Source organism: Embleya sp. NPDC055664 (assembly GCF_053618075.1).
Map to the genome: position 1 here is coordinate 24,445 of NZ_JBSHGZ010000032.1, position 19,024 is coordinate 43,468.

Annotated in this window: 18 protein-coding genes; 10 read left to right on the plus strand and 8 right to left on the minus strand. The window is 72.4% G+C overall.

The features are described from left to right. Positions 1–43: 43 nt before the first annotated feature. Positions 44–1,159: a serine hydrolase domain-containing protein gene (locus ACWGR4_RS36170; RefSeq protein WP_452129218.1), complete on the minus strand. Its 1,116-nt coding sequence runs from the start codon at positions 1,157–1,159 to the stop codon at positions 44–46. Between the two features lie 298 nt (positions 1,160–1,457). Here ACWGR4_RS36170 and ACWGR4_RS36175 point away from each other — a divergent pair, with 298 nt between their 5' ends. The 7 genes from ACWGR4_RS36175 (at position 1,458) to ACWGR4_RS36205 (ending at position 9,642) form a co-directional block, all read left to right on the plus strand. Next, positions 1,458–3,071, plus strand: a complete 1,614-nt coding sequence (locus ACWGR4_RS36175; RefSeq protein ID WP_380002164.1) for a PucR family transcriptional regulator — start codon at positions 1,458–1,460, stop codon at positions 3,069–3,071. Positions 3,072–3,113: 42 nt separating this feature from the next. Beyond that, a complete protein-coding gene (locus tag ACWGR4_RS36180) occupies positions 3,114–4,097 on the plus strand; it encodes an STM4015 family protein (RefSeq protein WP_452129219.1) in 984 nt (327 codons plus the stop codon). Between the two features lie 88 nt (positions 4,098–4,185). Further along, positions 4,186–5,163: an STM4015 family protein gene (locus ACWGR4_RS36185; protein WP_452129220.1), complete on the plus strand. Its 978-nt coding sequence runs from the start codon at positions 4,186–4,188 to the stop codon at positions 5,161–5,163. Continuing rightward, positions 5,144–6,349 carry an STM4014 family protein gene (locus tag ACWGR4_RS36190; protein WP_452129221.1) on the plus strand — a complete coding sequence of 402 codons (1,206 nt, stop codon included), beginning with the start codon at positions 5,144–5,146 and terminating at the stop codon, positions 6,347–6,349. The genes ACWGR4_RS36185 and ACWGR4_RS36190 overlap by 20 nt, the downstream gene beginning before the upstream one ends. Positions 6,350–6,405: 56 nt before the next feature. Continuing rightward, positions 6,406–7,215 (plus strand): STM4013/SEN3800 family hydrolase, encoded by an 810-nt coding sequence (locus ACWGR4_RS36195; RefSeq protein ID WP_452129263.1) that lies wholly within the window; start codon positions 6,406–6,408, stop codon positions 7,213–7,215. 133 nt (positions 7,216–7,348) lie between these two features. Next, positions 7,349–8,692, plus strand: a complete 1,344-nt coding sequence (locus ACWGR4_RS36200; RefSeq protein ID WP_380002172.1) for an STM4012 family radical SAM protein — start codon at positions 7,349–7,351, stop codon at positions 8,690–8,692. Then, on the plus strand, positions 8,689–9,642 hold the full coding sequence (locus ACWGR4_RS36205; protein ID WP_452129222.1) for an STM4011 family radical SAM protein: 954 nt from the start codon (positions 8,689–8,691) through the stop codon (positions 9,640–9,642). Before ACWGR4_RS36200 ends, ACWGR4_RS36205 begins: the two co-directional genes overlap by 4 nt. Positions 9,643–9,670: 28 nt before the next feature. Here ACWGR4_RS36205 and ACWGR4_RS36210 read toward each other — a convergent pair whose 3' ends face one another. From ACWGR4_RS36210 to ACWGR4_RS36225, 4 genes are all read right to left on the minus strand, one after another. Next, entirely contained in the window at positions 9,671–10,888 is a 1,218-nt protein-coding gene (locus tag ACWGR4_RS36210) for a DUF6745 domain-containing protein (protein ID WP_452129223.1), read from the minus strand. A 46-nt stretch (positions 10,889–10,934) separates the two neighbouring features. Further along, complete coding sequence (locus ACWGR4_RS36215; protein ID WP_126637880.1) at positions 10,935–11,261, minus strand: hypothetical protein; 327 nt, start codon at positions 11,259–11,261, stop codon at positions 10,935–10,937. Positions 11,262–11,355: 94 nt separating this feature from the next. Further along, positions 11,356–12,183: an arylamine N-acetyltransferase family protein gene (locus tag ACWGR4_RS36220; RefSeq protein WP_452129224.1), complete on the minus strand. Its 828-nt coding sequence runs from the start codon at positions 12,181–12,183 to the stop codon at positions 11,356–11,358. Between the two features lie 97 nt (positions 12,184–12,280). Then, positions 12,281–13,546, minus strand: a complete 1,266-nt coding sequence (locus tag ACWGR4_RS36225; RefSeq protein WP_452129225.1) for a glycosyltransferase — start codon at positions 13,544–13,546, stop codon at positions 12,281–12,283. Between the two features lie 242 nt (positions 13,547–13,788). On the opposite strand from ACWGR4_RS36225, the gene ACWGR4_RS36230 reads away from it, so the two are divergent. Then, complete coding sequence (locus ACWGR4_RS36230) at positions 13,789–14,442, plus strand: hypothetical protein (protein ID WP_452129226.1); 654 nt, start codon at positions 13,789–13,791, stop codon at positions 14,440–14,442. Next, positions 14,439–15,185: a bestrophin-like domain gene (locus tag ACWGR4_RS36235; protein WP_380002182.1), complete on the plus strand. Its 747-nt coding sequence runs from the start codon at positions 14,439–14,441 to the stop codon at positions 15,183–15,185. Before ACWGR4_RS36230 ends, ACWGR4_RS36235 begins: the two co-directional genes overlap by 4 nt. A gap of 63 nt (positions 15,186–15,248) precedes the next feature. Here the strand turns inward: ACWGR4_RS36235 and ACWGR4_RS36240 are convergent, their stop codons facing one another. Continuing rightward, on the minus strand, positions 15,249–16,184 hold the full coding sequence (locus ACWGR4_RS36240) for an NADP-dependent oxidoreductase (RefSeq protein ID WP_452129227.1): 936 nt from the start codon (positions 16,182–16,184) through the stop codon (positions 15,249–15,251). Positions 16,185–16,266: 82 nt separating this feature from the next. Next, positions 16,267–17,145, minus strand: a complete 879-nt coding sequence (locus ACWGR4_RS36245; RefSeq protein WP_452129228.1) for a DODA-type extradiol aromatic ring-opening family dioxygenase — start codon at positions 17,143–17,145, stop codon at positions 16,267–16,269. A 122-nt stretch (positions 17,146–17,267) separates the two neighbouring features. Between ACWGR4_RS36245 and ACWGR4_RS36250 the strand changes: the two genes are divergently transcribed. Continuing rightward, positions 17,268–17,741, plus strand: a complete 474-nt coding sequence (locus ACWGR4_RS36250; RefSeq protein WP_380002187.1) for a MarR family winged helix-turn-helix transcriptional regulator — start codon at positions 17,268–17,270, stop codon at positions 17,739–17,741. 58 nt (positions 17,742–17,799) lie between these two features. Here ACWGR4_RS36250 and ACWGR4_RS36255 read toward each other — a convergent pair whose 3' ends face one another. After that, positions 17,800–18,963 carry a CynX/NimT family MFS transporter gene (locus ACWGR4_RS36255; RefSeq protein ID WP_380002189.1) on the minus strand — a complete coding sequence of 388 codons (1,164 nt, stop codon included), beginning with the start codon at positions 18,961–18,963 and terminating at the stop codon, positions 17,800–17,802. Positions 18,964–19,024 lie beyond the last annotated feature (61 nt).

A 19,024-nucleotide genomic window follows, 5' to 3' on the forward strand; every position in this document is an offset into this window, starting at 1 on the left:
TCGCGGCGGAGCCGAAACCGGCCCCGCCGCGACGATGTCGCCGTCAGCGCAGGTCGCGCAGGAGCCTGCTCATGATGGCGTCGACGCGGTCCGAGTCGAACGACTCCGAGCCGATCAGCAGCGTCACCGCCCGTCGGCCGTCGTCGGTGACGGCGTTCCGGAACTTGTGGCCGCTGGACATGCTGCCGCTGTGTCCCCACAACACGAAGCCCGGGTAGGGCTCGTGGCGCTCGACGCCCAGCCCGTAGCGCTCGTTCGCGACGTCCTCCGCGACCGTCCGCTTCAGCTCCGCGAGTTGGGCCGGGGCCAGCAGCTTCCCGGTCAACAGCGCGGTCCAAAAGGCGGTGGTGTCCGCGCCGTCGGAGATCAGCGCGCCCGACGCGTCGGCCTCCGAGGTGTTCCATTCGGTCCGATCCACCAGGGTCTTGCCCCGCTGCGCGTAGCCGCGCAGCTCCGGCTCGGGCAAGGTGGTGCGATCGCCGGCCCACTGGGTCTCGCACAGTCCGAGCGGTCGGATGATCCGCTCCTCGATCTCGGTGGCGATGCCGCGGCCCGTGACCTCCTTGACGATCAGACCGACCAGGTTGTAGTTCGTGTTGGAGTAGGCGAAGCCCGACGGCGCGCGCTCGGGCCTGGGCAGGGCGAGCGCCTGCCGGACCGTCTGCAGGGGCTCGATGTGATCCCAGCGGTGCGCGTCCTCGTCCTCCCAGAACGGCGCGTCCAGGTAGTCGGGCAGGCCGCTGGTGTGCTGCAGAAGCTGTCGGATCGTGATGGTGCGCCCGTCGTAGAGCCTGGTGCGGATCAGACCCGGCAGGTAGTCGTCCACGGTGTCGTCGAGGGCGATCCGGCCCTCCCCGACGAGTTGCAGCACGACCGTGGCCGTCCAGGTCTTGGTGTCGCTGCCGATGCGGCTGTGCTCGTCGCCGACGACCTTGCGGCCCGTTCCACGATCGGCGACACCGACACCACCCGTTCGGACCCCGCAGTTCGGGCTCTTCACCGTCACGCTCATCCCCGTGGCGCCGACACCCTCCAGTGCCTTCATCGCCGTCCGGATGGGCGTGGTGTCACACTGCGGCGCCGCGCCCGCCTTGGCCGGCACCGTCAACAAAGACGCCGCACACGCCAAGGCCACGACCGCACTCGTCCTATATCGCACAATGTCTCCTTCTGCAGCACTTATACGTGTGCCGTAATCGATAACGCCCGACGGATACGGATTTCGATATCGGTGAGCGGGCAAACAGTCGACGGTCACCCGCGGCATTCGGCTCGTCACGGCCGGCTGCGGCCGGTTGCGCCCCATGGGGTCACAGCAGGTACGGTCACCGGAAGTGCCCGCCGCACGCCTGCCGAATTGTGCATGCGGAAAGCGTGGCGCCCGGATCGGCCGGGGGCATGTGACGCCGGTCCAGAGATTCCCCGAATGCTTTGTGGGTCCGGCCAAAGAGGTGAGAATGCTCGGTACCGGGGTTCCCGATCTCGGACAGGTCCTGGAGGTATTGGGCTCGTCACTGTTGCGGCCGTTGACCGAACCGCCGGAAAAGCCGGTGCCGGTCTCGGGCGTACTCATCCTCGAACGACGCGCCCCGCTCCCCCTCCCCGCCGTCACCGACGCGATCCTGCTCGCCGTCGGTGTGGGGATGGACGAGGCGCGGGCGATGGACCTGATCGGCTCGGCCGCACAGGCCGGGTACACGTGCGTGGTGGTGAAGAGCTTCGGCGAGCCGGTCACCGCGTTGGTGGAGGCCGCCCGGCAGGGCGGCATCGTGCTCCTGGCCGCCAACGAGGCGGTGGCCTGGCACCACCTGGACGCCATGATCTCCTCGGCTCTCACTCCCACCGTGCGCTTCGGACAGGCCGCCGGCGCCCCCGCCTTCGGCGACCTGTTCGCGCTGGCCAACGCGATCGCCGGCATGGTCGGCGGAGCCACCGTGATCGAGGATCCGCACCGGCGCATCCTCGCCTACTCGACCCTGCCCGGCCAGGCCGTCGACGAGGGCCGCCGGCAGGGCATCCTCGGCCTCCAGGTGCCCGACGGCCCGGACTACGACGAGCAGTACCGGGTGCTCACCCGGCTCGGGCGCACCTGCCGATTCCCCGCCGTTCCCGGCGGACTTCCCCGGCTCGGCGTCGCCGTGCGCGTGGGCAGCGAGGTGTTGGGGTCGATCTGGGTCGTCGACGCCGGCGAACACCTGGACTCCGTCGCCGAACAGGCCCTGTCCGATGTGGCGGACAACGTCGCGCTGCACCTGCTCGCGGCCCGCACCACCGAATCCGCCGTCCGGCGCAGGTACGCCGACCTGCTGCGGCGACTGCTGGCCGACCCGAGCAGTGTCACGGCGGTGGCCCCACAACTCGGTCTGGACCCGAACCTGCCCGTTGCCATGGCCGCGTTCGCCGTCGCCTCGGTCGACGCCGAGGACGCGCTCACCGCACACGCGGCCACCCGGCTGGCGGACCTGGTCAGCCTGCACTGCGAGGCGCGCTACGGCAGGCACGGCTGCGCGTTGATCGACGGAACGGTCTACGCGCTGCTCCCGAGCGAACCGTCGCCGAACGCGCACCGCGAACTCGTCGCCTACATCGCGCGGCGGGCGCACAGCGCGCTGCGGGTGCCGGTCCGGGCCGGACTCGGCGCGCTCGTCCAGGAATTGCGCTCGATCGAGAGTTCGCGCGCCGACGCGGATCTGGTGCTGCGTGCGCTGTCCGAGCGGCCGGGTGAGCCGGAGCCGTGCCAGGTGGCCTCGATCGACGAGATGTGGGCCGGCGCGACACTGTCCGCGCTGGCCGCGATGCTGGCCACGCACGAGGTGGTCCCCCACAGGCTCGGGCCGGCGATCCGCGCCCACGACCTCGAACACGGCACCACCTACGCGTCCACCATCCTCGCCTACCTGGACGCCGACGGCGATGTCGCCGCCGCCTCGCAGCTGCTGTCCGTACACCCGAACACGATCCGCTACCGGCTCTCCCGGGCCACGGAGATCTTCGGATTCGATCTCGCCGACCCGGACGAACGCCTGGTGTTGTGGCTGCGATTGCGCCTCGGCGGCCGGCTCGACTGGTAGACCCCCCGCCCCGTGGTCACCGGGCTCTGGTAGGCATGGCCCATGTCGAACTACGACGGCGACGAGCGGTTCGCCGGACTGCCCATAGCCGAGCTCCACCCGTCGGCAAATCCCAAGGCCACGCGAGCCGAGAACGCGGCGGCGCGGAACGCGAGGCCGCTCCCCGCGGCGGCCGACGCGGCGTGGCGGTTGCGGATCGAGGGGTATCGGAGCACGGAGAAGTTCACCGAGCACGTCGCGCGTTTCCTCGACACCGTCGACACCACGCGGGTCACCGCCCTGCTGGTCGGCATGTGGGAGCCGGGTGAGGACTCGACGGAGGCGGTGCGCGCGCTCGTCGACGCCGCCGACCGGCTGCCCGCGCTGCGCCACCTCTACTTCGGCGACATCGCGCAGGAGGAGAACGAGATCTCGTGGATCCTCCAGTCGGACATCACGCCGCTGTTCGAGACGTTTCCCCGGTTGGAGACGCTGATCGTCCAGGGCGGCCAGGACCTCGTGCTGGAGCCCGTGCGGCACGAGAGCCTGCGGCACCTGGAGTTCCGCACGGGCGGGCTCCCCGCGCGCGTGGTGCGCGCGGTCGGCGCGAGCACCTTCCCGGCGCTGCGCACGCTGGAGCTGTGGTTGGGCACCGACGAGTACGGCGGCGACGCGACCGTCCGCGACATCGAGGGCATCCTGCGCGCCGGCGGCCTGCCCGCGCTCACCCGGCTGGGCCTGATGAACAGCGAGATCCAGGACGAGGTCGCGGCGGCGGTCTCGGCGTCCCCCGTCCTCGGGCGGCTGACCGAACTCGACCTGTCCATGGGCGCGTTGGGCAACGAGGGCGCCGAGGCGCTGCTCCTCGGCCAGCCCCTCGGACACCTGCGGGTGCTCGACCTCAGCCACCACTTCATCACCCCCGCCATGCAGGAGCGACTCACCGCGGCCCTCGCGACACCCGGCCTCAGGCTCGACCTCGGCGACCCGCAGCAGCCCGACGACGACGGCGAGGAGGCCTGGCGCTACATCGCCGTCGCCGAGTAAGCGACCCGCTCGCCCCGCACACCGCCCTCCGGCCGAAGGCACTCCGCCGCCCGGCCGTTCGAACCCGCCCGGAAGCCAGGAACAGCACATGTCACTCTACGAGTTCACCTCACACTTCGGCGGCCTCCCCGTCGCCGACCTGCGGCCCCTCGACTCCACCGCGACGTCGATCACGCCGGGCGACCCGCCGGACGCCGTCGCCTGGCGAATCCGGGTGGACCCGTGGGAACACGAGGAGGCCGAATTCGAAAAGCACTTCCGGTACTTCCTCGACACCGTGGACACCAGCCGGGTCACCGCGCTGCTGTGTGGATGCTGGACCGACGACCTGTCCGCCGAGAGTCCCGCGCTCGGGCTCCTGGTGGAGCACGCGGACCGATTCCCGAATCTGCGTCACCTGTTCCTCGGCGACGTCGTCCAGGAGGAGTCCGAGATCTCGTGGATGAACATCGGCACCCTCACTCCGGTGCTGCACGCATACCCGCGGCTCGAAGAACTCGTCGTGCGGGGCGGCGCCTTCGACGGCAACCCGGATGTCGCGCCGGCGCTGGAGCCGCTGCGGCACGACGCGCTGCGTGCCCTGCGGTTCGAGAGCGGCGGCCTGTCCGCACGCCTCGTCGGCGCCATCGGCCTCTGCGACCTCCCGGCGCTGGAGAACCTGGAACTCTGGCTGGGCGTAAGCCAGTACGACGGCACCGCGACCGTCGACGACCTCGCGGAGTTGTTGTCCGGCGTACGCGTCCCGGCGCTGCGCCGGCTCGGCCTGATGAACAGTGAGATCCAGGACGCCGTGGCCGCGGCCGTGGCCGCCGCGCCGCCGACCGCACGTCTGGAATCCCTCGACCTGTCGATGGGGACCCTGGGCGACGAGGGCGTCGAGGCACTGCTCGCGGGTCAGCCGCTCACCCACCTGAAGACGCTGCGCATCAACCACCACTTCGTGTCCGACACGATGGCCGCGCGCCTGCGCGAGACGCTTGGCCCGCACGGGGTCACCGTCGACATCGACCGCGCCGAGGAACTGCGGGACTGGGGCTCGGGCCGCTATGTCGAGGTCTCCGAATGACCCGCCGCACGGGAGTGGCGGCGTGAGCGAGCGTCCGGCCGTCACCGTCGTGGGCAATCCCGGCCACCGCCGCATGGCCGGGTTCGCGGCGGCGGCCGAAGCTGCGGGGCTGCCGGAGCCGCGGCTGGTCGCCTGGCGCGATGTCCTCACCCGGGAGCCGCTCGCCTTCGCCGCCGGGCCGGTGCGGATCGACTCGCCGGGCGAGGACGCGGACGTGCACACGCTGCTGAGCGGCGCGCCCGCCGACCCGTTCCGGGTCGAGGGCGGCAGCGCCCGACATGCCGCGTTCGTCGCCGCCCTCGGGCGGATCGAGGCGGCCGTGGCGGCCTCCCCCGGGGCGTGGTCGGTGAACGATGCCGGGGAGATCGCGGTGATGTTCGACAAGCGCCGGGCGCACGCGGTGTTGGCGGCGCGCGGCGTTGCGCTGCCGCGCGCGCTGACCGGGCCCGGGGCGGCGCCGGTGCGGTCCTACGCCGATCTGCGGCGGCGGATGGCCGACGCGCGCTGCCCTCGGGTGTTCGTCAAGCCGCCGCACGGGTCGTCGGCGTCCGGTGTGGTGGCCCTGGAGACGCACGGGACGACGCGCGTCCAGGCGACGACGTCCGTCGAACTCGTGCGCGAGGCGGGCAGCGTCGCCCTGTACAACTCGCTGCGGATCAGCAGATATCGGGACGAGGCCGATATCGCGGCGCTCGTGGACGCGCTCGGCGGGGACTGCGACGCGGGCGGCCTGCACGTCGAGGCGTGGTTGCCGAAGCTGACCCTGGACGGGCGCGCGACCGATCTGCGCGTCCTGGTCGTCGCGGGGCGGGCCACGCATGTCGTGGCCCGGTCGAGCCGGTCGCCGATGACAAACCTGCACTTGGGCAACGCGCGCGGCGACGTCGCGGCGGTGCGCGGCGCGGTCGGGGAGGACGCGTGGGCGCGGGCGATGGCGACCTGCGTCCGGGCGGCCGGGTGTTTCCCCCGTACGCTGCACGTCGGCGTCGACCTGCTGTTCGCGGTGGACCGGCGCCGGCACGCCGTGGGCGAGGTCAACGCGTTCGGGGACCTGCTGCCGGGTGTGCTGCATCAGGGTCGGGACACGTGGGGGGAACAGGTCCACGCCGTGGTGGCGGGTTGGCGGCCCGCCGGATCCACCGGGGCGGCGCCACGAGACGAGGATCGAGTTCCGTGTCCGAGATGACGACACCACCATCACCCGACCCCGGGGATCACGCCGGCCGATCCGTGCCCGCGGACATGAACGCCGTCGTCGGCCGGCACGACCTGCTGATGGTGACCCTGGACACGCTGCGCTACGACATCGCCGCCGAACTCGTCGCGGCGGGGCGCCTGCCCAACCTGGCGCGGGTGCTCCCGGACGGCCGGTGGGAGCGCCGGCACACGCCGGGGAGCTTCACGTTCGCCGCGCACACCGCCTTCCTCGCCGGCTTCCTGCCGACGCCGGTGGGCCAGGGGCCGCATCCGCGGTTGTTCGCCGCCCGGTTCGGCGGGAGCGAGTCGACCGCGCCGCACACGTGGGTCTTCGACGACGCGGACCTGCCGACCGCACTGGCCGGGGCCGGCTACCACACGGCCTGTATCGGCGGCGTCGGGTTCTTCAACAAGCGGGGCGCGCTCGGCTCGGTGTTGCCCGACATGTTCGCGGAGAGCCACTGGGATCCGGAACTCGGCGTCGCCTCGCCCACCTCGTTCGAGGCCCAGGTCGCGTGCGCCGAGCGGGTGGTGGGCGCGCTGGACCCCGACCGGAGGCTGTTCCTGCTGGTCAACGTCTCGGCGCTGCACCAGCCGAACTGGTTCCACCTGGCGGGCGCCGACCCGGCCGACGGCGACACCCGGGAAACGCACGCCGCGGCGCTGGAGTACGTGGACCGGCACATCGGCCGGCTGTTCCGGGCGATGAGCAGCCGCCGCCCGTGCTTCGCGATCGTCACGTCCGACCACGGCACGGCCTACGGCGAGGACGGCTACACCGGCCATCGGCTCGGCCACGAAGTGGTGTGGACGGTCCCGTACGCCCACTTCACCCTCGCCCCCGGCCAGTGGTGAGCGCGGGCCCGGACGGACCGAAACGGGCCCGGCCGGCGGCGGTGTCGGGCCCGGGTGCCCGTCGTGTCGGGCCCGCCGCCTAGGCTCGCGGGGTTCGCAGCACCACCCGTCGCACGTCCGGAGGTACCCGTCCATGGCCCCGACCGCCGCCGAGGCCCCGTCCGTGGCCATCGGGTCGCCGTACACCGGATACGTCTACTCGTACCCGCACAAGACCGCCTACCGGCCGCTCGAACCCGCGCCCGCGTTGCGCGAGGTGTGGGCGGGGCAGGATCTGTCCGCGCTGTTCCTGTACCTGCACATACCGTTCTGCGAGATGCGCTGCGGGTTCTGCAACCTGTTCACTCGTACCGGCGCGCCGCACGAGTTGGTGGCGCGCTACCTGGACGCACTGGAGCGGCAGGCGCACGCGGTACGCGAGGCCGTGCCCGACGCGCGGTTCGCGGTCGGGGCGATCGGCGGCGGCACGCCGACCTACCTGGAAGCCGCCGAGCTGACCCGGATGTTCCGCATCGCCGCCGAGGTGATGGGCGCCGAGTTCGGATCCATGCCGCTGTCCGTGGAGACCTCGCCGGCGACCGCGACGCCCGACCGGCTCGCGGTCCTGGCCGCGCACGGCACGACCCGGGTGAGCATCGGCGTGCAGTCGTTCCTCGACGCGGAGGCCAGGGCCGCCGGACGGCCGCAGAAGCGCGCCGAGGTCGAGGCGGCGCTCACCGCGATCCGCGAGGCGGCCGTCCCGACACTGAACATCGACCTGATCTACGGCATCGACGGCCAGACGCCCGCCAGTTGGCTCGGCTCCCTCGACGCGGCGCTCGCCTGGCGGCCCGAGGAGATCTACCTGTATCCGCTGTACGTGCGCCCGCTCACGGGCCTGGGTCGACGCGCCGTCTCGCGCGCCGACTGGGACGACGACCGGCTCGCGCTCTATCGTGCGGGCCGCGACCACCTGCGCGCGGCCGGATACGAGCAGGTGTCGATGCGGATGTTCCGCCGTCCCGGTGCCCCGGCCGACGCGGACACCGGGTACCGGTGCCAGCGCGACGGGATGGTGGGCCTTGGCTGCGGGGCCAGATCGTACACGAGCGAGCTGCACTATTCGTTCGACTACGCGGTGAACGTGGGCGAGGTCCGCGGCATCATCGACGAGTACGTGGCCCTGGACCGGGACGCCTTCTCCCGAGCGCGGTTCGGCTACCGCCTCGACGCGGCCGAGCAACGACGCCGGTACCTGCTGACCTCGCTGCTCCAGGCCGACGGCCTGGACGTCGCCGAGTACCGCGCCCGGTTCGATTCCGACGCCGTCGCGGACTTCGCCCGGGAGCTGGAACCCCTGGCCGACGGCGGCCTGTTGAGCGTCGACGCGGATCGCGTCGTGCTCACCGAGGACGGCCTGGGCTGGTCCGACGCCATCGGCCCGGCGCTGTTCTCCTCGGCCACGGCGGCGCTCATGGACGGGTATCGGGCGCGGTGAGCGTGCCGCTGTCGCTCTCCCTCGCCTCGACCCGGGACACCGCGCGGCCGTTGACGATCCTGTATCGCGGGCCGCTCGCCTCCTGCGACTACGACTGCGGCTACTGCCCGTTCGCCAAACGCCGCGACTCGCGGGCGCGACTCCTGGCCGACCGCGAGGCGTTGGCGCGCTTCGCGGGCTGGATCGCGACGGCCCCGGAGCGGATCTCGGTGTTGTTCACGCCGTGGGGCGAGGCGCTGGTCCGGCCCTGGTATCGGCGTACCCTCGCCGAGTTGACCCACCTGCCGAACGTCGACCGCGTCGCCGTGCAGACCAACCTGGGTGCCCGGCCGTCGTGGACCGAGGCGGCGGACCTGCGGCGGTTGGCGCTGTGGGGGACGTACCACCCGGACCAGGTCCGGTACGAGCGCTTTCTCGATCGTTGCCGCGAACTCCGCGCGCGCGGCGTGCGCTTCGCCGTCGGGATCGTCGGGCTGCCCGAACACCTGGCCGCCGCCCGGAGGTTGCGTGGCGACCTGCCGACCGAGGTGTACCTGTGGGTGAACGCCGCCGAGGGCCGCACGTACACCGACGCCGAGGCCGCGGCATGGACCGACCTCGACCCGCACTTCGGCTTCAGCCGGCACGCCCACGTCTCGGCGGGCGCGGCCTGCCGGACCGGGGACACGGTGGTCAGCGTCGACGGCGACGGCATGGTGCGTCGTTGCCACTTCGTCCCCGAGGTGCTGGGCAACCTCTACGACGGCTCGTTCCGCGCGGCCCTGGGGCGCCGCCCGTGCCCGCGCCCACTGTGCGACTGCCACATCGGCTACGTGCACATGGACGCGCTGCCGCTGTACGACGTCTTCGCGGGCGGGATCCTGGAGCGCATTCCGGCGGGGTACGGCACCGGGCCGCGCCCGGACGGCGACCCGGTCCGACCAACCGGTGCCGGAGCGGAACTCGCTTGATTCCGCTGCCTGTCGCCGCGTCGGCGGCTCAGGTCTCCCGGGCCGGGCGGTATTCCTGTTCGGTCAGGCCGAAGGTCCAGGCGACGCCGGCGCGGGCGGTGCGCGTGGTCGGCGGCACGCGCAGCCAGTAGACGCGGACCGAACCGTCGGGCTCGGGCGTGGAGTTGAGCACCTCGACCATCACGATCGGCTCGTCGCCGGGCAGTTCGATACGCCACAACACGCCGGTCTCGTCGCGGTGCAGCGGGCGGGCGCCGACCTCGGCGAGGTAGCGGTCGTAGCCGTAGATCTCCAGCATCACGCGGCGGAGTTCGGCGTTGTCCTCGTCGCGGATCCGCTGGGCGTTCAGCGCACCGCCGGCCGGGCCGAGGGTGGTCACGAAGTCGGCCGGCACGGGCATGCCGCGCCACGCGTGCAGCGCGAAGCCGTCGGGGAAGGCCAGCGCGGCGCCCTCGCCGTTGTGCAGGCGCGCGGACTCGTCGCGGTGCAGCACGGTGGGGCGTTCGGCGACCAGGACGACGTTCTCGTACGGCCACCACCAGCCCGCGGACCGCGCGACCTCGGCGACCGCGTCCAGCGCCGCCGCCGACGGGGAGTCGTCCAGTCGCGGGAAGCACCGCCGCAGGCCGTCGAACGCGGCGAGCCACGCGGCATCGTGCTGTCCGCCGAGCGCGTCGAGCGTCGCGGCGCGGGCCTCTCGGGCCACGGGAGCCGTCGGGGTGACCGTGCCCCGCCGGGCCGGGCCGCGGTCGGTGCCGGTCGCGGACAGCACGGCCTCCTCGATGCCGTCGCGGATGCGCGCGGACAGGCTCGTGGTCGGGTCCCACAGGCGTTCCGCGATCTCGCCCCACGCCTGCGCCCAGCCGGTGTGCCCGAGCAGCGCGACCGCGTCGGTCCGGGCGCGTTCCCAACTCGCCGACCGGATCCGGTCGCGCACGCTCGCCCCGGCGCGCGATGCCATGGGGGCGCGCACGGGCAGCCGCAGCGCGGCGAGTTCCTGCGGCTTGAACGCGCCGGACACCACGGTCGCGGCCACGGCGGCGGCGAGCGGAGAGTCGTACCACAGGATCTTGCCGGGTTCGGCCAGCCCGGCGGCCCGGTAGGCGGCCCGTATACCGCGCTCGGCGGCGTCCCGATCGGCGGGCCGCGCGGCTGCGGCGGCCTCGGCCCACCCGTCGGCGGACTCGGCGAGGCTCGCCCGGTGCGCGAGCGTGAGCTGCGGGAAAACGGTCGGGACGGCGGTCACGGAAGGCTCCCGGGGAAGTGGCGGGTCGGCGGTCGGGGCGTGGGGGTCAGTCCGCGATGATGCGGACGGCGCCCGGGATGTATTCGCGCTGGCGGACCACCTTGTACCAGCCCTTGGGCAGCGAGATCGTCGCGTGCTCCTCGTGCACGAGCCGGGTCGGCGCGTCGAGCTTGAGGTGGCCGATGGTGGTCGGCTCCGGGTCCAGGAACAACGTGCCGGCCCCCACGACGGCGTGTGCGTGTCCGGTGACCTCACCCAGCGCGAGCACGATCCGACCACGCCCGTCGCGCGGCTTGGCCGGCAATCCGGTCACCCCGACGGGCACCGCGCCCTCGTCGACGGGAAGCAGCAGAATGTCACCCTGGCGATACATGAATTCCCCTCACGGCTCCGCGAATTCGAGGCCCACCCCCGACACCCCGAACGCTACGCGCCCCAACCGACAAGCCACGCGCCGACGAACGCCGCTAGCGCGTGTCCTCCTCGGCGGCGCGGGTGAGCAGGCGTTGCTCCTCGTCCGGTGTGAGCGGGACCTCCAGTACGCGCAGCCAGTCGGCGAGTTCGCCGTCGCGGAGCGGGCGGTGCTCGGTGGGCGCGTCGGTGCGGCGCACCGTGAGCGCGGCGTGGGTGACGGTGACGTGCCGGTCGGGCAGGTGGCGGGTGATCATCAGGGTGCGCTTGAAGTGCGACGTCGGATGGGTGCTCGTGTAGTAGTGGGCGATCTCGACATCGACGGGCAGCACGAGCAGTTCGTCGACGGAGTGCATCATCTGCCAGCCGCCGTCGCGCCAACGGCGCATCCGCCACACCTCGTCCTCGCGGTCGATGCGGTAGCGCCAACCGAGGTGGTCGTCCTGCGCGCCGTGCGCCACGGGCATCGGGCGCAGCACGCTCATCCCGAACCCCGGGTCGCACAGCAGCCGTTGTCCGTCCAGGGCGACCTCGACGGCCATGTGGGTCCGGCCCTGCAGACTGCCGTCGGCCGGATCGCCGACCCGCCCGAGCCGGCGGACCACGTGGTAGCCCAGCCGCTCCAGCGCGGCCGCGAAGAGCGTCGAGTGCTCGAAGCAGTAGCCGCCCCGCCCCCGGCCCACGAACTTCTCCTGCACGGCCGCCAGATCCACCCCGCCGGGCTGCCCGAGGAACACGTCGATGTCGTCGAACGTGAACGTGCGGACATGCGCCTCGTGCAACTCGTCCAACGCCTCCCGCCCCGGCGCCCTCGCCGGGAGACCGAGCCGCCCGAGATAGCCGCCGAGGTCGAGATCGTCCACTTGCCAAACGTCGGTACTCACGGACCCAAGTCAACCAGTGCCGGCCGGCACCGCCCCGGCGGGCCCGCGGAAGCACCTCGTGGTGTCGGGAGGGGCACGGGACGACGACCGAGCGCCGTCAACCGCGACGACCGCCCCCGCCGCTGCCCGCGAGCCGGTCCACCAACGCCTCGACGGGTGCGATGGAGTCCTCCACGGCGAGCCGCGCGGCGATCGCACCGGCACGGTCGCGGTAGCGCGGTTGGCCCGTGGCCGCGACGAGGGCCACCCGAAGCCGGTCCGCCGAGAGCCGGCGCAGCGGCACCGCGCCCGGTGCGACACCGAGTCGCACGAGCCGATCGCTCCAGAAGGCGCCGTCGAGCTGGATCGGCACGGGTACGCTCGGCACGCCCGCACGCAGCCCGGCGGCGGCGGTGCCGGCCCCGGCGTGGTGGACGACCGCGGCCACGCGGGGGAACAGCAGGTGGTGGGGGACGTCGTCGATGGTGAGCATGTCGTCGCCCGTGGCGCCGAGATCGGCCCACCCCCGCTGCACGATCCCGCGCAGACCCGCGGCGCGCAACGCGCGTACCACCTGCTCACTGACCCGTCCGGGATCGGGAACGGTGGCGCTGCCCAGGCCGACGAACACCGGCGGCGGACCGGCCCGGAGGAAATCCTCGACAGTCGGAGGCAGTTCGCGCGCGTCGTACGGCCACCAATACCCGACCGGATCCAACCCCGGACGCCAGTCCGCGGGCCGCCGCACGACGATCGGGCTGTACCCGTACACCACCGACCAGCCTCGACGCTCCCGCGCCCGGCGCGCCGTGGTCGGGCCGGCCGCCGGCAGTCCCAGGCGTTTGCGGAGGTCGCGGGTCACATCGGTGTAGACCCGGTCGAGAGCAACGTCGACGGCACGCGCGGCCAGCCGATTGCCCACCCCGCCCAAAGAGCGTTCCGACACCATCGCCGGTGCGAACTCCCGTGTGGGGTGCAGTGGTTGCAGATAGGCCCCCGCGCACGGCACCCCCAACCCCAGGGCGATCGTGCACGCCGCCGGCGCCAGTGACGCCGACGCCACGATCACGTCGTGCCCCTGCGCGGCCTCGACCAGACCGTCGGCCATCTCGCACGCCAACGACCGGGCCAGCGCGAGAACCCGAATCAGCTTCCCCGCACCGGTGTTGCTGCGATGCAGCGCCCTGCCCTGCTCCGAGTGCATCTGCTCCTGCGGATCGATCGGCAACGCATGGAACCGCATCCCCGTATCCGCCACCAACGGCTCGAACCGCCCGTGCGTCACAAGGGTCACCTTGTGCCCGGCGGCAAGAAGCCCGGCCCCCAGCCCGGTGAACGGAGCGACATCACCCTGGGAACCCGACGTCATGAGAGCAACACGCATAGCGACACTATCCCCCGCCGCCTCCGCCCACCCCAACCCCGACCCACCCCTCACCCACAAGGCAAGTCCCCTGAAAGCAGACCCGTTTCCCCCCTGCGAAGGGTCGTGACAGCGATGCGGTCGGCCGGTTTCGGGCGAGGTGGGGCGCAGGTAGGGGCGGGTCTTCGCGGCATGTCACTCGAAAGTGGGGTTTCGATGGGGTTTGTCGTAGTGAGTCGAGGCGGCGTCGTCACTCTGATGTCATGGGCAACCCTCGATGTGCGGCTCGGTGTCTGGTGGTGGTGTGTGCCTGTCTGCCGTTCCTGGCCGCGGGCGGTGCGGCGTTCGGGGCCTCGGCCGGCGACGCCGTCGCGGTGACCGTGTCGGCCGACGACCGACCACCCGACGGGACTGCGCCCGGCACGACGCGCACAGAGGTACACGCCGGCCGGGTGCACGTCGTGTACCAGCCGGGGGTGGTGACCTCGGTCCGGATCGGCGACGACGTCGCGGTGACCGTACGACCCGGATGCGGGTGCCCGAGCCGGCCGGCCACACCGCCGCCCTCGTCCCGGCCGTCCCGGCCACCGAGCGCCCACCCGCCGTCGACCGAACGGGCCCCGGCCGCACCGATCCGGACCGGAGCGCCGCCTCCCGCCACGCCCGCCGGCGCCAACGCCCCCGCCGAAGCCCCCATCGGGGCGGCCCCCACCCCGGAGCCGCCGAACACCCGGGCGCCCGCTGCCGAACCACCACCCGCGTCCCGGCCCTCGCGACGCGCCGCCGCGCCGCCCGACGACAACGCCACACCCTCGGGCTTCGCCGACGGGTTCACCCCGGCCCTCGTCGTATCGATCCTCCCCGCCGCCCTCGCCGCGCTGCTGCCGGGCCTGAGCCGACGCGGAGTGCGCCCGTGATCCTGTGGATCCTCGCCGCCCTGCTCGGCGCCGGCGTCGCGGCGGGAGCCCTCGTACTCCTGAGCCGCGGCGAGAAGACGAGGTCGAGCGGAACCGACGGTCAACTGTTGTCCTTCTGCGGCGGCGCCGTGTTGTCCTCCTTCGTGCTCCTGACGAGCTTTCAGATCGTCGGCGCGTGGGAACTCCAGGCCACGGTCCGCCAACACGCGAGCGACGAGGCCCGGGTGCTGACCAAGACCTACGCGGCGGCCGGCGCCCTCCCGCCCTCCGATCGCGAGGCCGTGCGCGCCGGACTGCGCGACTACACCCACACCGTGATCGACCAGGAGTGGCCGGCACTGGCCGACGGGCACGACACCCCGCGCGCGTGGCGCCAACTCGACCTGATCGCCTCCCGCGTCGCCGCCCTGGCCGCCACGGCGCACGACCGGACCGCCGACACCGAGGCGGCGGTGGCCGACCTGTACGTCAAACGCCACGCCCGCCTCGCCGACCCGTCCTCGATCAACCCGATCGTGCTCCCGGTCGCCATGATCGTCACCGGCGTCTTCGCGATCGTCTTCCCGGCCCTGGTCGGCCCGACCGCGGACCGCCGCCACACGACCGCCCTGGCCTTCGTCGGCGCGATCATCGCCTTCGCCGTCCTGTTCGTCCTGCAACTCCGCAACCCCTACACCGACCCCCTGGCCGTACACCCGACTTCCTTCCGCACGGCCCTGACCCGCTACACCCAACTGGGCTGACACTCCGCTCCTCACCGGCCGGGTCAGGGCACGTCGGATCACGTCGGGCCGCCTCGACCCGAATCAGGGAACGATCACAACCGTCTTCCCCGGCAGCCGCCCGGCGCCGGCGTCCTCGTGCACCGCGGCCAACTCCGCCACCATGCGGCGGGACGCGATGTGGAGCCGTAGGCTGCCGGCATCCACCTTCGCCACCAGCTCGGCCAGCTGGGCGGCGTCACTGCGGACCCACAGGCTCGCGCTGCGCACCGACCGGGCGGGATCCTCGGGAATCGGCCCGGCCGTACTGGCCGCGACCCCACCGTCGGCGACGTAGTCCGACAACCGCGCGAGCTCCTGCGGCGAGACCCGTACATGGTTGACCACGACGTGGAACGGACCACCCACGGCCGCGGGCCCCTCGGCAAGATCGAGGGGACCGACGACCCGGTCCGCACCGTAGCCCCGAAGCCGCTCCGCATTGTGCGGCGCGTCCACCGCCGTGACAATCGCTCCCGCATCGACCGCGAGCTGCACCACGAGGCTGCCCACCGCGCCGCCCGCCCCGTTGACCAGTACGCTCTGCCCCGGCTTCACCTCGGCGAGCTCGAACACCGTCTGCCAGGCCGCCAGACCGCTCAGCGGCAGCGCCGCGCCGTCGACCAGGTCCACCGTGCGAGGCGCGGGGGCCAAGGACTCGGCCGGCACGAGCACATACTCGGCGGCACCACCGGCACAGTCGAGCGGCAACATCGCCACGACCCGGTCGCCGACCGCGAACCCTCGCACGTCCGCGCCGAGTTCGGCGACGGTGCCCGCCAAGTCGATCCCGGGCACATACGGAAGGCTGATCGGGATCATCTCGGCCAACACACCCGCGCGGATGTGGTCGTCGACCGGGTTGAACGACGTGGCCGCGACCCGCACCCGCACCTGCCCGGGGCCCGGGATCGGATGCTCGACATCCTCGTAGCGCAGGACTTCACTGCCGCCGAACTCGTGGAAACGTATTGCCTTCATGACACTTTCCTCCGATATATATCGATGAGGGAGAGCAAGGGGAAGCAAGAGGAGCAGCCGCAACGCATCGCGCCGTCGGCCGTCAGTTCAGCTGCACGGACCGGGTCGAGTTGCCCATCACCACACGATCGATCGCACTCACGACACTCCCCGGATCGGCCGCGGCGCCGACCGTGAGCAGCAACGGCACGAAGTGCTCGGCCGTCGGGTGGGCGACCGCGGCGCCGGGGGCCTTGTCGCGGTAGTCGACGAGCGCGTCGACGTCGCCCCCGGCGAGTGCGTCGACCGCCCAGGCGTCGAAGGCCGCGGTTTCGGCGGCGAGTTCCGGGCGGTGGAAGACGGCGAAGCTGTGCGTCATGAATCCCGAGCCGAGAATCAGCACACCCTCCGCACGCAACGGCCGCAAAAGCGCCCCGAGTTCGAACAGCGCACCGGGATCGAGGCCGGGCATCGAGAGCTGCACGACCGGCACGTCGGCCGCGGGATACATGGCCATGAGCGGAATGAAGGCCCCGTGGTCGAGCCCGCGGTCGCGGAACTCGTGCACCGTCGTGCGCCCCAGCAGGCCCCTGAGCCGCCGGGCCAGGTCGGTGGCGTCCGGGGTCGCGTAGGGCAGGGTCTTGTACCGGGGGTGGAAACCGCTGAAGTCGTAGTGGAGCGGAGTGCCCGCCGCGGCCCCCGATATCGCCGCCGGCGCGTGCTCCCAGTGCGCCGAGACGACGACGATGGCCCTGGGTTTGGGCATCGACCGGGTCCAGTCGAACAGGTCGCCAAGCCACTGCGGGTCGTCGAGGGTGAACGGGGCTCCATGGCTGACGAACAGGCTCGGCAGCGGCCCGTCGGAGGGGCTCCACACCCGCTGCCCGCGCGCCTCCGGCAGCACCCGAGCCAGGAGTTCGTCGTACGCCGCCGCCGGTGTACGCAACGGATAGGGGGAGGTCAGGCCGTTCGCGGTGACCATCGAATCAGCTCCTTCACTTGCCTCGGCAAGTGTTTTCACTTGCCTGGGCAAGTCACAAGCTAGTCGATGGCGACTTGCCCAGGCAAGTCATGCAAGTTTCCCGGGCAAGTATGATGAGTGCCATGGACACCCAGTCACCATGGCTCGACGAGGACCAGCAGGACGTGTGGCAGGCCCTGCTCACGGTCGTGATCGCACTCCCGGCGGCCCTCGATCGGCAACTGCAACGAGACTCGGGCATCTCCAACTTCGAGTACGGCGTGCTCGCCCGACTGTCCATGGCCGACGAGGTCACGATGCGGCTCAGCGACCTGGCCCGGGAGTGCGACAGCACGCAACCGCGCCTGTCGAAGGCGATGGACCGCTTCGAGGCGCGCGACTGGGTCGTCCGCCGGCCCGACCCCGGCGACGGCCGGTACACCCTCGCCACCCTGACCGACGCCGGCAGGCAAAAGCTCGTCGCGAGCGCGCCGGAACACGTCGCACAGGTGAAGCGGCTCGTGTTCGATCCCCTCGGCACTGCTCAACGCCGCCATCTCGGCGCCGCGCTCACCCGCATCGCCGCCACGGTGCGCGCGGAACTCGAAGGAGGGTGATCACGCCCCCGGCCGGGGGCGTGCGCGCCGCGTCCGACGCGCACGCGCATGCGCGCGGTCAACGAGCGGAGTACCGCACTTGGCGATCCCGGCCCGCGCCGTACCCGGCACCCGCCATCGCGACGCAGAGCACGATCAGGACCACGAGCGGCAGGGTCCAACTGTTCGTGGCGTCGTGCAGGATGCCGAGGAGGAGCGGCCCCGACGCGGCCACCAGGTAGCCGATCGACTGCGCCATGCCCGCCAACGCGGCGACCTCGCCGGCGCTGCCGGCGCGTTGGCTCTGAAAGGTGAGTGCGAGGACGAGGCACACGCCTCCGCCCAGGCCGAGCAGGGTGCACGCGACGACGGACAGCGCGGGCGCGCACAGCAACACCACGAAGCCGGCGGCCAGCACGATCGACCCCCCGGCCGCGGTCCGGCGTTGGTCGCGCCGGCCCCGGGTGAACAGGGGCAGGAGACTGCCGGAGGCCAGTGACATCAGCTGGTAGTAGAAGAGCATCCATCCGGCCGTGGTGCTGCCGGCGCCATGGTGGATCAAGATGCTGGGCAGCCACGCGACGGCGGTGTAGAAGGCCAGGGACTGCAGGCCCATGAACATGCTGACCTGCCAGGCGAGTCGCGACCGCCAGGGGACCGGACTGCGGGTCACGCCGGCGTCGGTCTGCGGCTTGTCCCCCCGCATCCGGGGCAGCCAGACGAAGAACGCCGCGACGCTGAACGCGACGCCCCAGGCCAGAGCGGTGTGCCAGGAACCCGGCAGGGTGTGCGAAAGCGGCGCGGAGATCCCGGAGGAGACCGCGGCCGTGACGCCCATGACCGTGATGTAGAGGGCACTGACGCCCTGAATGCGGTGCGCGGGCACGCTGCGCCTGATCAGCGCGGGCAGCAGCACATTGCCGAACGCGATGGCCGCGGACAGGATCACGGTGCCGGCGAACAGGCAGATCACCGAGGGCAACGAGCGGACCACGGTGCCGACGGTCAGCGCGCCGAGGGCGGCCACCAGCAGGCGCGCGCTGCCGAACCGGTGCGAGGCCCGGGCCACCAGCGGGGATGTCGCGGCGAAGGTCAGCAGCGGGAGGGTGCTCAGCAGGCCGCCCCAGCTCGCGGTCAGGCCGCTGCCGTGCTCGATCGCCGGCAGCAGGGTGCCGACGCCGGTGAGACTAGTGCGCAGGTTCGCCGCCACGAGGCAGATCGCGACGACGAGCCCGATCGACACGGCGGGCAGGGTCCGGTCGGGGGCCGGCGATGTCGAGGGGGTGAGCGGGCGGGCCGTCGAC

Excerpts from the sequence above, each read along its gene's own strand:
- ACWGR4_RS36175 (WP_380002164.1), top strand. The coding sequence starts at position 1,458 with ATGCTCGGTACCGGGGTTCCCGATCTCGGACAGGTCCTGGAGGTATTG.
- ACWGR4_RS36180 (WP_452129219.1), top strand. The coding sequence starts at position 3,114 with ATGTCGAACTACGACGGCGACGAGCGGTTCGCCGGACTGCCCATAGCC.
- ACWGR4_RS36185 (WP_452129220.1), top strand. The coding sequence starts at position 4,186 with ATGTCACTCTACGAGTTCACCTCACACTTCGGCGGCCTCCCCGTCGCC.
- ACWGR4_RS36190 (WP_452129221.1), top strand. The coding sequence starts at position 5,144 with ATGTCGAGGTCTCCGAATGACCCGCCGCACGGGAGTGGCGGCGTGAGC.
- ACWGR4_RS36195 (WP_452129263.1), top strand. The coding sequence starts at position 6,406 with ATGAACGCCGTCGTCGGCCGGCACGACCTGCTGATGGTGACCCTGGAC.
- ACWGR4_RS36200 (WP_380002172.1), top strand. The coding sequence starts at position 7,349 with ATGGCCCCGACCGCCGCCGAGGCCCCGTCCGTGGCCATCGGGTCGCCG.
- ACWGR4_RS36215 (WP_126637880.1), bottom strand. The coding sequence starts at position 11,261 with ATGTATCGCCAGGGTGACATTCTGCTGCTTCCCGTCGACGAGGGCGCG.
- ACWGR4_RS36225 (WP_452129225.1), bottom strand. The coding sequence starts at position 13,546 with ATGCGTGTTGCTCTCATGACGTCGGGTTCCCAGGGTGATGTCGCTCCG.
- ACWGR4_RS36230 (WP_452129226.1), top strand. The coding sequence starts at position 13,789 with ATGGGCAACCCTCGATGTGCGGCTCGGTGTCTGGTGGTGGTGTGTGCC.
- ACWGR4_RS36240 (WP_452129227.1), bottom strand. The coding sequence starts at position 16,184 with ATGAAGGCAATACGTTTCCACGAGTTCGGCGGCAGTGAAGTCCTGCGC.
- ACWGR4_RS36245 (WP_452129228.1), bottom strand. The coding sequence starts at position 17,145 with ATGGTCACCGCGAACGGCCTGACCTCCCCCTATCCGTTGCGTACACCG.
- ACWGR4_RS36250 (WP_380002187.1), top strand. The coding sequence starts at position 17,268 with ATGGACACCCAGTCACCATGGCTCGACGAGGACCAGCAGGACGTGTGG.